We start from the raw sequence: 11,722 nt of genomic DNA, 5'->3' as shown, positions 1-11,722 counted from the left end.
GCACTTCCCCGTGCCCCTTCGGGGCGCTGCCGGGCCGCGCGCGGAGGCCCGACGATGACCGGTTTCCTCGCGGGCCTGTGCGTCGCCGCCCTCCCGCTGCTCGCCGCCGGCTTCTGGCTCGGGCGGCGCACCGCACGCCCGCAGAGCCTCGGCGACCTCGGCACGCCCGTCGAGCACGCCACCTTCCAGACCCTGCACACCGCCTCGCTCGCCGCGCCTCCACTGCGTGCGGGCCTCACCGAGGAGACCGCGCGCAGATCGGCCCGCAGGCTGCGCACACTGCTCGGCACCGACGCGCTGTGCCTGACCGACCAGAAGGAGGTCCTGGTCTGGGACGGCGTGGGCGGCCACCACCGCGGGGAGATCATGGAGCGGCTGGCGGGGCCGCTGGAGACCGGCCGCGGCGAGGCGTTCCCGCTGTCCTGCGCGACCCCCGACTGCCCGGTCCGCTGGGCCGTGGTGGCGCCGCTCACCGTCGACGACCGGGTGCACGGGGCGCTGGTCGCCTGCGCGCCGCGGGAGTCGGCCGTGCTGGTACGGGCGGCGGGCGAGGTGGCCCGCTGGGTCAGCGTCCAACTGGAGCTGGCCGACCTCGACCGGTCCCGCACCCGGCTCATCGAGGCCGAGATCAAGGCACTGCGGGCCCAGATATCCCCGCACTTCATCTTCAACTCGCTGGCGGTGATCGCCTCGTTCGTCCGCACCGATCCCGAGCGGGCCCGCGAACTGCTGCTGGAATTCGCCGACTTCACCCGCTACTCGTTCCGCAGGCGCGGCGACTTCACCACCCTCGCCGACGAACTGCACGCCATCGACCAGTATCTGGAGCTCGTCCGGGCCCGGTTCGGCGACCGGCTCGCCGTCACCCTGCAGATAGCGCCCGAGGTGCTGCCGGTCGCACTGCCGTTCCTGTGTCTGCAACCCCTCGTCGAGAACGCCGTGAAGCACGGCCTGGAGGGCAAGTCCGACGCCTGCCACATCCAGATCACCGCACAGGACGCCGGCGCCGAGGCGCTGGTCGTCATCGAGGACGACGGCGTGGGCATGGACCCCGAGGATCTGCGCCGGATCCTCGCCGGCGAGATCGGCCCCTCCGGCGGCATCGGCCTGTCCAACGTCGACGACCGGCTCCGCCAGGTCTACGGCGACGACCACGGCCTCGTCATCGAGACCGCGGTGGGAGCGGGCATGAAGATCACGGCCAGGGTGCCGAAGTACCGGCCGGGGGTGCACTCGGCGGCCCGGCGCACCAGCGAGTGAACCCGGCCGGGGGCGAGACGTCGCTCAGTCGCTCTGGGTCATGATCATGGCCAGGGTGAGCAGCCCCAGCACGACCCAGCCGAACCACAGCCAGCCGTTGCTGCCGAGCGCCACCGAGTAGGCCGTCACCACGACCAGTGCGCCGACGGTGAGCACCCCCATCGCCTTCGTGGAAGTGTGCGTGGAACCGGGCATCGCGACACCCTCCTCCTGGTCCGTTCCCTCCATGGTGCCCCGTACCCCGTGGGAACGAATCCGCCCGGTACGGGCCCGGCCGGAAAGAGACCTCGGCGGGCGCCGCCGGTCCGGGGTCAGCCCTGGCGGGCGTTGAGCGAGGCCAGGTAGGCGTTGTAGGCCTCCAGCTCCTTGTCGCCGTCCCGGTCGGCGGCCCGGTCCGTGCGCCTGGCCTGCCGCTGCTCGGAGCTGTACCACTGGAACAGCAGGGCGATCAGCACCAGCACCGACGGGATCTCACTGAACGCCCAGGCGATGCCGCCCGCGGCGCTCTGGTCAAAGAGCGCGTCGATACCGAGCGAGGCCGCAGGGTTGCGGAACGTGTCGACCATCGGCGTGGACGCCATCATCAGCGCGATACCGAAGAACGCGTGGAACGGCATGCCGGCGAACAGCTCCAGCATCCGCATCAGATGCCCGGGCCGGTGCGGGCCGGGGTCGACGCCGATGATCGGCCAGAAGAACACCACGCCCACGGCGAGGAAGTGCACCATCATCGCGATGTGCCCGGCCTTCGAGCCCATCAGGAAATCGAACAGCGGGGTGAAGTACAACGCGTACAGGCTCGCGATGAACATCGGGATGGTGAACGCGGGGTGGGTGACGATCCGCATATAGCGGCTGTGCAGCAGCGCCAGCAGCAGCTCGCGCGGGCCCTTGTGGCCCCGGGCCGCGACCGGCAGGGCGCGCAGCGCCAGGGTGACCGGGGCGCCCAGCAGGATGAGGATCGGCGACAGCATGCTGATCACCATGTGCTGCACCATGTGCACGCTGAACATGACCATGCCGTAGTCGTTCAGCTTTGTGCACATCATCAGCACGAGGGTGAGCACACCGAGGACGAACGACACGGTCCGTCCGACCGGCCATGCGTCACCGCGCCGCCGCAGCCGCACGACACCCCACGCGTACAGTCCGAGCCCCAGCAGACAGGCGACGAGAAAGAAGGGATCCGCCGACCATCCGAGCCCTCGTCCGAGGGTGAACGGCGGCAGATCCATGGTCATGCCATGCCCGCTGTGATCCATTCCGCAGGCTCCTGTTTCGTGGGGTTTGCGCGCTCTCTGTCCCCAGACAGCCTAGAACCGCCCCACCCACCCCCCAACGCCACCCCCCAAGGAGGCTCCCCCAGAGGGACCCCCGAGGGGCCCCGAGGGGCGCGGGGAACTGCGCGCTCAGCCAGACTCAACCCGCACCCGGCCACAAGGAACAACCCCTATGGCGGCCCCCCGAGGTGCGCGGGGAACTGCGCGCTCAGCCACCCCAAACCCGCACCCGGCCACAAGGAACAACCCCTATGGCGGCCCCCCGAGGTGCGCGGGGAACTGCGCGCTCAGCCAGACTCAACCCGCACCCGGCCATAAAGAACAACCCCAACGGCGCTTGCCCGAGGGGCGCGAGGAACCGCGTGCTCAGCCAAAATCAACCCGCACCCGACAACGAAACCCCACCCCCAGGGCGCCCCCCGCTAAAGCACACACTCCGCCTCGTCGTACCGCTCCACAGGCACCGTCTTCAGCGTCTCCACGGCCTCAGCCAACGGCACGGTCACGATGTCCGTACCCCGCAGCGCCGTCATCCTCCCGAACTCCCCCCGGTGCACGGCCTCCACCGCATGCCACCCGAACCGCGTGGCCAGCACCCGGTCGTACGCCGTGGGCGTCCCACCGCGCTGCACATGCCCGAGGATCACCGGCCGGGCCTCCTTGCCCAGCCGCTCCTCCAGTTCGAGGGACAGCTGCCGGGCGATCCCGGCGAACCGCTCGTGCCCGTACACGTCCCGGCCGCCCTCGTCGAAGTCCATGGTGCCGGCCTTCGGCTTGGCCCCCTCCGCGGCGACCACGATCGCGAACCGCTTGCCCGCCTCGAAGCGTGCGCCGACCCGGCGCGCCAACTCCTCGATGTCGAAAGGGCGTTCCGGTACGACGATGGCGTGCGCGCCGGCCGCCATGCCGGAGTGCAGCGCGATCCAGCCGGTGTGCCGTCCCATGACCTCCACGACGAGCACGCGCTGATGCGACTCCGCCGTGGTCTTGAGCCGGTCGAGGGCCTCGGTCGCGACACCCACGGCCGTGTCGAAGCCGAAGGTGACGTCCGTGACAGCGATGTCGTTGTCGATCGTCTTCGGCACGCCCACGATGGGCAGGCCGCTGTCCGAGAGCAGCCGGGCCGCCTTCAGCGTGCCCTCGCCGCCGATCGGGATGATCGCGTCCAGGCCCAGCTCCGCGACATGGCCGCGCGCCCGCTCCACCCCGTCGCGCAGATGGGACGGCTGGACCCGGGAGGAGCCGAGGATGGTGCCGCCGCGGGCGAGGATGCCGCCGACGGCGTCGAGGTCGAGCTTGAGCCAGTCGCACTCCAGCAGGCCCTTCCAGCCGTCCCGGAAACCGATGACCTCGTCGCCGTGGTCGACGACGGCGCGGTGCACGACGGACCGGATGACGGCGTTCAGGCCGGGGCAGTCGCCGCCGGAGGTGAGCACACCAATGCGCATAGCCCGAAATACCTTCTCGAAGTGGGCCGGGCGCCGGACCGCACTGTCCGGCTCGATCCCGGCCACCCTACCGGCGTGAAGGGGCCGCCCCCTAGCGAGCGTCCGCCTGCTGGACGCACTCGCACATGTGAGCGGACAGGCTGTCAACAGCGCCCCGAACAGGCGCGGGGAACGGCGTGACCAGTGCCGGACCCCCACAGCCGTGCAACGACGCTCCCGCCCCCGGCCGGAGTGAATCGCCGCACCCCTGCGGAGGCGTCACGCGGGTTGCTGCGCCGCGCTGATCCGCTCGTTGCGCAGCGCCTCGTACCAGTTGTCGTCCACCGGCGGCAGCGCGTTCACATCGAGTGCCAGCTTCAGCAGCAGATCGGCGATCTGCGGGTTGCGGGCGAGTACGGGCCCGTGCATGTACGTGCCGAAGACGGTGTCGTTGTACGCGCCCTCCGTGCCGTCCCCGGTGCCGTTGCCACGGCCCAGCCTGACCTGGGCGAGGGGGCGGGCCGTGGGGCCGAGGTGGGTGACGCCCTGGTGGTTCTCGAAACCGGTCAGCTGGGGCAGGCCCAGGCGCGGGTCGATGTCCCCGAGGACGTCGCCGACGCACCGCTCGCCCTCGCCGCGCACCGAGACCACGTCGAGCAGGCCGAGGCCGGGCTCGCGCTGGCCGAGGTCGTTGATGAACTCGTGGCCGAGGATCTGGTAGCCCGCGCACACCGAGAAGAGAATCGCGCCGTTCTCCACCGCCTTGTGCAGGCCCCCGTCGCGGCGCAGCCGCTCCGCCGCGAGCCGCTGCGGCCGGTCCTCGCCGCCGCCGATCAGATAGATGTCGCCGGATGTCGGGATCGGCTGGTCGCTGCGCACATCGAGCCGGGCCACGTCGAGTCCGCGCTGCCGGGCCCGGCGCTCCACGACGAGCGCGTTGCCCTGGTCGCCGTAGGTGCTCAGCAGGTCCGGGTAGATCCACACCAGACGCAGGCTGTTGTCGCTCATGAAGTGATCGTCCTTTGTGTCGGTGTGCCGTCAGTTTCCGACGCGGCGGCGCAGGTCCTGGAACGCGGTGTAGTTCGCGATGACCTCGATACGGCCCGGCGGGGACTGCTGGACCGCCTGGTCGAGGCTGTCGCAGACCTGGAAGTGCTGGTTCGCCACCTCCAGACGCACCGCGAGGTCCAGCTTCCGGTCGCCCATGACGACGATCGGGTGACCGGTCAGACGGGTGTAGTCGACGTCCCACAGCCAGGAGGTGTCGGTGCCGTCGGCGCCGCGCGCGTTCACGGAGAGGATCACCGGGGTGGGCGGCGGGTCGATCAGGGAGAAGGTCTCCAGCCAGCCCGCCGGGTTCTTCGCCAGCAGCAGGCGCAGATCGCGGCCCAGGAACTGGACGACGTCATAGCGCCCGGCGACGGCCTGCACCTGGTACATGCGCTCCAGGGCGACCTGCGGCGGCACACCGAAGACGGCGGCGACCGCCGCGGAGCTTGCGGCATTGGCCTTGTTGGCACGGCCCGGCAGCTGGAGATGGATCGGCCAGGCGGAACCGTGCGGATCGAGGACGTGGTCGCCGGACAGCGCCCAGCTCGGCGTCGGGCGGCGGAAACCGCACTCGCCGCAGTACCAGTCGTCGCCGGGGCGCTGCATCACACCGCCGCAGGACGGGCAGGACCAGGCGTCGTCCTTCCACATCTGGCCGGCCGCGACCCAGATCACATTGGGCGAGGAGGAGGCGGCCCACACCACCAGCGGGTCGTCGCAGTTGGCGACGACGACGGCCTTGGAACCGGAAAGGCCCTCGCGCCAGTTCTCGGCGAGCATCCGGGTCTCGGCGGCCCGGTCGAGCTGGTCGCGGGAGAGGTTCAGCAGCGCGATGCACTTCGGGTCGGTGTCCCGGGCCACGCCCGCCAGGTACTTCTCGTCGACCTCGATCACGCCGTAGCGCGCGTCCGAACCGCCCGCGAGGGCCGAGGTGATGCCGGCCGGCATATTGGCGCCGAGCGCGTTGGAGACGACCGGGCCCGCCGCGCGCAGCGCCTCGGCGATCAGCCGGGTGGTGGTGGTCTTGCCGTTGGTCGCCGACACCAGGACGACGTCCAGGTTCTGGGCGAGCCGGGCGAGGAGGTCGGGGTCGAGTTTCAGCGCGACCCGGCCACCGATCACCGATCCGCTGCCGCGCCCGGCGGCACGGGACGCCGCCGCGACCGCCTTGCCCGCGGTCACGGCCAGCTTGGCCCGCGGCGTGAGCGGGTCCGAGTTGCCTGCCATCAGTTCTCGATCCTCCTTGCGTACGCGCCGCGCGTGAGCCATCCGGCAACGTGGTGTGGACGTCAGCCTATCGAGATCCGTTCGCACACCCGAATCCCGGCCCACGCCTGCGCGGCGGGGTGTGGGCCCAGGGAACCGTACCCTTGCGGCCATGCGAAACGGTTCGATCCGGGGAGCCCGCGGGCGGGTCCGGCCCCTCACCCTGCACGGCGACCCGGTGCTGCACGCCCGCTGCGCGGAGGTGACCGACTTCGGCGCGGGGCTCGCGGAGTTGGTGGAGGACCTGTTTGCGACGATGTACGCGGCGCGCGGGGTGGGGCTCGCCGCGAACCAGGTCGGCGTGTCCTTGCGGGTGTTCGTCTACGACTGTCCCGACGACGAGGACATGCGTCACCTGGGGCATGTGGTCAACCCCCGGTTGGTGACGGCGGACGGGGTGGTGGTGCGCGGCCCCGAGGGCTGTCTGTCGCTGCCGGGCCTCGAAGCGGCGACACAGCGGTACGACCACGCGGTCGTCGAGGGGTTCTCGGTGACCGGCGAACCGGTCACCGTGCACGGCACGGGGTTCTTCGCCCGGTGTCTGCAGCACGAGTGCGACCATCTGGAGGGCGGCATCTACGCGGACCGCCTCAAGGGCTGGCGCCGCACCCGCCTGCTACGCCGGGCGAGCCGCGCCCCGTGGCACCCCTGACCTCCGCGTCGGACTGTTCCCGGTGCGGACGCGTATCGGGGCGTCGCGCGGGCGCGGGCGCGTTGTGGCCGACTGCGCGGTTCCCCGCGCCCCTTCGCCCTCGGGGGGCTGCCGGGGGGCGGGGGTGTGTGGTTCGGTCGGGCTGTGGTGAATTGTGGGTGCGGGTGCGTTGTGGCCGGTCGCGCTGGTCCCCGCCCCTTCGGGGCGCTGGCGGGTGTGGTTGGGCGTGAAGATCCCCGCGTTCCTTCGGGAGGCTGCCGGGGGGCGGGGGTGTGTGGTTCGGTCGGGCTGCGGTGAACCGCGGGTGCGGGTGCGTTGTGGCCGGTCGCGCAGGTCCCCGCGTTCCTTCGGGGTGCTGGCGGGGTGTGGTTGGGCGTGCAGGTCCCCGTGTTTCTTCGGGGTGCCGGCGGGGTGGGTGGTGGTCAGAAGCCCGGGCCGCCGAGCTTGTCGCCCGCCGCGGCCAGCCGGCCCCACAGCAGGTCGGCCAGGCTCTTCACCAACTCCGCGCGGGAACAGGGGCGTTCGCCCAGCCACCAGTCGCCGGCCGCGTGCATCATGCCGACGATCCCGTGTCCCCACACCCGGGCCAACTGCTGGGTGCCCGGCCCCAGGTCCAGCCGGTCCTCGATGACCTGGGCCAACTCCTCGCCCATCCGCCGCAGCAGCGGAGCGCTGTGCCTGCCGACGTCGAAGCCCGTGTCGCTCTGCGAGCCCTCCGCCGGATGCATGAGGAAGCGATACACCTGCGGCCGGGCCTCGATCGCCGCGAGATAGGTGTCCAGGGTGGACTCGACCCGCTCCCGCCGCTCCGCCGGGGCATCCAGCGCCGCCCGCAGCGAATCGAGCAACGCGTCCGTGTGCCGCTTGGCCAGGGCCGCGTACAGGCCGCCCTTGTCGCCGAAGTGGCGGTACAGGATCGGCTTGGTGATGCCGGCCTCCGCGGCGATGGCGTTCATCGAGGCCTTCGGGCCATCACGCAGCACCACTCTGTCCGCGGCCTCCAACAGCTCCCGCCGTCGGCGGTCGGCGGACCGCTGCTGATCGGTCCGCTGCGTGGTGTCCATGTGATCTCCCCACCCGTGCTGATTCGGTGACGCCTGCGCAAACTAACACTGTCGGTGCCCCTGACATCGAACGGGAGGGCGACGGGTCGGCGGGAGTTGACTTTTCCTACCAGTCGGTAACAGACTCCTGTTACCGCAAGTAACATGCCGCTGGAGGGAACATGGCCGAGTTCACCATGGAGCTCAACGACGAACAGAAGGAGGTCAAGGAGTGGCTGCACGGCTTCGCCGCCGATGTCATCCGCCCCGCGGCCGCCGAATGGGACGAGCGTGAGGAGACTCCCTGGCCGGTCATCCAGGAGGCGGCCAAGGTCGGCGTCTACTCCCTCGACTTCTACGCCCAGCAGTACTTCGACCCCACCGGGCTCGGCATCCCGATGGCCATGGAGGAACTGTTCTGGGGCGACGCCGGCATCGCCCTGTCCATCGTCGGCACCGGCCTCGCCGCCGTGGGTGTCCTCGCCAACGGCACCGAGGAGCAGATCGGCACCTGGATCCCGCAGATGTACGGCGACGCGACCGACGTCAAGGTCGCGGCCTTCTGCTCCTCCGAGCCCGACGCCGGCTCCGACGTGGCCTCGATGCGCACACGTGCCGTGTACGACGAGGCCAAGGACGAGTGGGTGCTCAACGGCACGAAGACCTGGGCGACCAACGGCGGCATCGCGAACGTCCACGTCGTCGTCGCCCAGGTCGATCCGGAGCTGGGCTCCAAGGGGCACGCCTCGTTCATCGTGCCGCCCCGAACCCGGGGGCTCACCCAGGGGCAGAAGTTCAAGAAGCACGGCATCCGCGCCTCGCACACCGCCGAGGTCGTCCTGGACGACGTCCGCGTGCCCGGCTCCTGCCTGCTCGGCGGCAAGGAGAAGCTGGACCAGCGGCTGGCCCGGGCCAGGGAGCGGGCGCGGGCGGGCGGCGAGCGGGTGAAGAACGCGGCGATGGCCACGTTCGAGGCGTCCCGCCCGGCGGTCGGCGCGATGGCCGTGGGCACGGCCCGGGCCGCGTACGAGGTGGCCCTCGACTACGCCGGGACGCGCGAGCAGTTCGGCCGGCCGATCATCGACAACCAGGGGGTCGCCTTCCAGCTCGCGGACATGCGCACCCGGATCGACGCGGCGCGGCTGCTGGTGTGGCGGGCGTCCTGGATGGCCGTCAACGGCAGGCCGTTCACCGCGGCCGAGGGTTCGATGTCCAAGCTGTTCGCCAGCGAGACCGCGAAGAAGGTCACCGCCCAGGCGATCCAGATCCTCGGCGGCAACGGATACACCCGCGAGTACCCGGTGGAGCGGATGCACAGGGACGCCGCCGTCTACACCATCTTCGAAGGCACCAGTGAGATCCAGCGCCTGGTGATAGCCCGCACCCTGTCGGGCCTGCCGATCCGCTGACATTCCGGCCCACCGACACCGGCCCCCGCGCTCCCGGCCGACTGAGCCGACCGCAAGGTGAAGGCCCGTTCTCGCCGTACGAGCGTGAACGATCCCCTCGGCACGGCGACCGCGCATGCAGGATGCCCCGATGGGCTGATGCGACAGGGTCCGGCGCGCCGGATACGACGGCCGGTTGAGTCGGCCGCGGCGCGGGGAGGGCCCCGCCGGGCCGCCGCGCGGTGGCCGAGGGCGTCGCTCAGTTGCTCTGCGGGGTCCTCGATGGGCTGATGTGGCAGGGTCCGGCGCGCCGGATCCGACGGCCGGCTGAGCCGGCCGGGGCGCGGGGTGTGCGTGAGCGCGGGGCTGTCGTCACGTCTCCGGGGGTATTGCTCGCTGCTCGGCGAAGCGGGGCCGGTCCCACCCTCCGGTCGCCCGGCGGCGGGGGCTGTTGACGGGGTGAGGTGGTGCCGGAGGTGGTCCGCTCGGCGGGGTCTCGATGGCCGGGGTCGGCGGTTCAGGGGCATGGGGCCAAGCTGGCGGACCCCGCCCGGGTGCCGGGCGGCCCGTGGCGGGGCGCGGCGGCTTCCAAGCGGGGCCCGTGGATCACTTGTGCCGTAGCGGGGTCAGTTGTTCGATGTCGTAGCGCTTGCGCAGCGCCTCGATCGCGTCGTGGTCCGGCGGACCCCCGTCGCCCAGGATCTCCAGCAACTCCTCGAAGTACCGCTCGTGATCGGGCGGGGGAGACGCCTGGAAGAACATCTTCGCGGGGTTGTCCGTCGGGTTGGCGAAGGCGTGCGGGCAGCCCGGCGGCACCACGATCACGGTGCCGGGCGTCGCCCGCACCACCTTGTTGCCGGAAGGCGACTCCCACTTGCGCCAGTTGTCGGGCGTGCGGATACGCGGTTCAAAGGCCAGCACGTCCAGCTCGCCCTCCAGCACGTAGAACAGCTCCTCGCTGCGCGTGTGCACATGGGCGCCGACGTCGAACCCGGGCGGGACCTCCACCTCGAAGGTGGAGGCGGTCCGCGAGTGCGTGCCGGTCACCTTGAACGTCACACGCTGGGCCGGCGCCTGGACGATGCGCCCGTGTCCCGGCGGTACGAGCAGCCCCTCCGTCGCGGTCATCGTCACCTCACCACGTCACGGGCAGCGTCTCGGGGCCGCGGACCACCGCGCCGCTGCGGAACGGAACCTCGTCCGGCGGCACCGCGAGCCGCATCCCCGGCACCCGCTCCAGCAGGGTGTCCACCAGGAGTTCCGACTCCAGCCGGGCCAGCATGCCGCCGGGGCAGTGGTGCGGGCCGAAACCGAACGCCACATGCGTGTCGGGGCCGCGGTCGAAGTCGACGGCCCGCGGGTCGGGGAAGACGTCCGGGTCGCGGTTGGCGGCCGGGTACGACACCTGGACCGGGTCGCCGGCCCGGATCCGTACGCCCCCGACCTCGACGTCCTCCAGGGCGATCAGGGGCAGCCCGACCGCGTTACGGTGCGGGATGTACCGCAGCAGCTCGTCGATGGCCCGGGGCCTGATCTCCGGCTCGGCGCGCAGCCGTTCGAGCAGATCGGGGCGGGTCATCAGCAGGTGGAACATCCGCCCGCTGTGGTGGGTGACCGCCTCGCCGCCGATCTGCAGGAGGACGGCCAGCCCGACCGCCTCCTCCAGCGACACCTCGCCGCGGCCCACCGCGCCGCCGAGCAGTGAGGCGACGTCCTCGGCCGCACTGTCCAGACGTACCCCGATGAGGTCCGCGAAGTACCCGTGCATCTCGTCCTCGGCCCGCTCGCTGTCCTGCTCGCCGTGCGCGCAGGACACGATCTGCCGCGTCCAGGTGCGCATGTCCTGCCGGTCGGGGCCGGGAACGCCCATCAGCTCGCAGATCACCGCGATGGGGAACGGGCCGAGGACCGTCGCGGTCAGATCGGCCGGCGGGCCCGCCCGGAGCAGGTCGTCGACCAGCTCGTCCAGCAGGGCACGGGCCTTGTCGCGCACCCGCTCCACGCCCTGCGCGGTGAACGCGGCGGCCACCGAGCGGCGCAGCCGGGTGTGGCCGGGCGGGTCGCGGAAGGCGACCGCGCCACGGGACGGGACGACATGTGGGGCCGGCCGGGTGACCTGCTGGTCCGGGACCGCCTCGCGGCCGAACCGGGGGTCGTCGGCCACCGCCCGCACATCCTCGTACCGGGTGACCAGCCAGGCCCAGCCCGCGCCGTCCGGCAGCCGGATCCGGGTGACCGGGCCCTCCCGCATCAGCTCGTCGAGCACCGGGTCGAGGGCGACCCCGGCCGGCTCGGGCGCCGGCCGGTTCCGTACGGTCGGCACGGACCCGGCGAGTGTCTCTTCCGCCATGTCGTC

General features: G+C 71.7%; 11 protein-coding genes. 3 read left to right on the top strand and 8 right to left on the bottom strand.

Going from position 1 to position 11,722, the window contains the following annotated elements:
• Positions 1-54: 54 nt before the first annotated feature.
• Complete coding sequence (locus ABT245_RS15080) at positions 55-1,260, top strand: sensor histidine kinase (protein ID WP_351733477.1); 1,206 nt, start codon at positions 55-57, stop codon at positions 1,258-1,260.
• A gap of 24 nt (positions 1,261-1,284) precedes the next feature.
• On the opposite strand, the gene ABT245_RS15075 is transcribed toward ABT245_RS15080, so the two are convergent.
• The 5 genes from ABT245_RS15075 to ABT245_RS15055 form a co-directional block, all read right to left on the bottom strand.
• Positions 1,285-1,455: a hypothetical protein gene (locus ABT245_RS15075; protein WP_351733474.1), complete on the bottom strand. Its 171-nt coding sequence runs from the start codon at positions 1,453-1,455 to the stop codon at positions 1,285-1,287.
• Between the two features lie 116 nt (positions 1,456-1,571).
• A complete protein-coding gene (locus ABT245_RS15070) occupies positions 1,572-2,522 on the bottom strand; it encodes a cytochrome c oxidase assembly protein (protein WP_351733471.1) in 951 nt (316 codons plus the stop codon).
• A 440-nt stretch (positions 2,523-2,962) separates the two neighbouring features.
• Positions 2,963-3,988: a 6-phosphofructokinase gene (locus tag ABT245_RS15065; RefSeq protein ID WP_351733468.1), complete on the bottom strand. Its 1,026-nt coding sequence runs from the start codon at positions 3,986-3,988 to the stop codon at positions 2,963-2,965.
• Positions 3,989-4,246: 258 nt separating this feature from the next.
• On the bottom strand, positions 4,247-4,975 hold the full coding sequence (locus ABT245_RS15060; protein WP_351733465.1) for a type 1 glutamine amidotransferase: 729 nt from the start codon (positions 4,973-4,975) through the stop codon (positions 4,247-4,249).
• A gap of 30 nt (positions 4,976-5,005) precedes the next feature.
• Positions 5,006-6,244 carry a MurT ligase domain-containing protein gene (locus ABT245_RS15055; protein ID WP_351733462.1) on the bottom strand — a complete coding sequence of 413 codons (1,239 nt, stop codon included), beginning with the start codon at positions 6,242-6,244 and terminating at the stop codon, positions 5,006-5,008.
• A 151-nt stretch (positions 6,245-6,395) separates the two neighbouring features.
• Between ABT245_RS15055 and def the strand changes: the two genes are divergently transcribed.
• A complete protein-coding gene (gene def, locus ABT245_RS15050; protein ID WP_351733459.1) occupies positions 6,396-6,935 on the top strand; it encodes a peptide deformylase in 540 nt (179 codons plus the stop codon).
• 422 nt (positions 6,936-7,357) lie between these two features.
• Here def and ABT245_RS15045 read toward each other — a convergent pair whose 3' ends face one another.
• Positions 7,358-7,999 carry a TetR/AcrR family transcriptional regulator gene (locus ABT245_RS15045; protein WP_351733457.1) on the bottom strand — a complete coding sequence of 214 codons (642 nt, stop codon included), beginning with the start codon at positions 7,997-7,999 and terminating at the stop codon, positions 7,358-7,360.
• A 161-nt stretch (positions 8,000-8,160) separates the two neighbouring features.
• On the opposite strand from ABT245_RS15045, the gene ABT245_RS15040 reads away from it, so the two are divergent.
• Positions 8,161-9,387: an acyl-CoA dehydrogenase family protein gene (locus ABT245_RS15040; RefSeq protein ID WP_351733454.1), complete on the top strand. Its 1,227-nt coding sequence runs from the start codon at positions 8,161-8,163 to the stop codon at positions 9,385-9,387.
• Between the two features lie 585 nt (positions 9,388-9,972).
• Here the strand turns inward: ABT245_RS15040 and ABT245_RS15035 are convergent.
• On the bottom strand, positions 9,973-10,494 hold the full coding sequence (locus tag ABT245_RS15035; protein ID WP_351733451.1) for a cupin domain-containing protein: 522 nt from the start codon (positions 10,492-10,494) through the stop codon (positions 9,973-9,975).
• Positions 10,495-10,501: 7 nt separating this feature from the next.
• Positions 10,502-11,716, bottom strand: coding sequence for a cytochrome P450 (locus tag ABT245_RS15030; RefSeq protein ID WP_351733448.1), 1,215 nt, complete (start codon positions 11,714-11,716; stop codon positions 10,502-10,504).
• Between the last annotated feature and the right edge of the window lie 6 nt (positions 11,717-11,722).

The sequence above is a fragment of the Streptomyces sp. NPDC001508 genome (genome assembly GCF_040298665.1).
GTDB lineage: Bacteria > Actinomycetota > Actinomycetes > Streptomycetales > Streptomycetaceae > Streptomyces.
Note: the sequence above shows the minus strand (reverse complement) of the source record. Positions and strands in the feature narration are given on the sequence as shown.

What these genes read in the sequence shown, in the direction of transcription:
- ABT245_RS15080 (WP_351733477.1), top strand. Translation starts at nt 55, where the DNA reads ATGACCGGTTTCCTCGCGGGCCTGTGCGTCGCCGCCCTCCCGCTGCTC.
- ABT245_RS15075 (WP_351733474.1), bottom strand. Translation starts at nt 1,455, where the DNA reads ATGCCCGGTTCCACGCACACTTCCACGAAGGCGATGGGGGTGCTCACC.
- ABT245_RS15070 (WP_351733471.1), bottom strand. Translation starts at nt 2,522, where the DNA reads ATGGATCACAGCGGGCATGGCATGACCATGGATCTGCCGCCGTTCACC.
- ABT245_RS15065 (WP_351733468.1), bottom strand. Translation starts at nt 3,988, where the DNA reads ATGCGCATTGGTGTGCTCACCTCCGGCGGCGACTGCCCCGGCCTGAAC.
- ABT245_RS15060 (WP_351733465.1), bottom strand. Translation starts at nt 4,975, where the DNA reads ATGAGCGACAACAGCCTGCGTCTGGTGTGGATCTACCCGGACCTGCTG.
- ABT245_RS15055 (WP_351733462.1), bottom strand. Translation starts at nt 6,244, where the DNA reads ATGGCAGGCAACTCGGACCCGCTCACGCCGCGGGCCAAGCTGGCCGTG.
- def (WP_351733459.1), top strand. Translation starts at nt 6,396, where the DNA reads ATGCGAAACGGTTCGATCCGGGGAGCCCGCGGGCGGGTCCGGCCCCTC.
- ABT245_RS15045 (WP_351733457.1), bottom strand. Translation starts at nt 7,999, where the DNA reads ATGGACACCACGCAGCGGACCGATCAGCAGCGGTCCGCCGACCGCCGA.
- ABT245_RS15040 (WP_351733454.1), top strand. Translation starts at nt 8,161, where the DNA reads ATGGCCGAGTTCACCATGGAGCTCAACGACGAACAGAAGGAGGTCAAG.
- ABT245_RS15035 (WP_351733451.1), bottom strand. Translation starts at nt 10,494, where the DNA reads ATGACCGCGACGGAGGGGCTGCTCGTACCGCCGGGACACGGGCGCATC.
- ABT245_RS15030 (WP_351733448.1), bottom strand. Translation starts at nt 11,716, where the DNA reads ATGGCGGAAGAGACACTCGCCGGGTCCGTGCCGACCGTACGGAACCGG.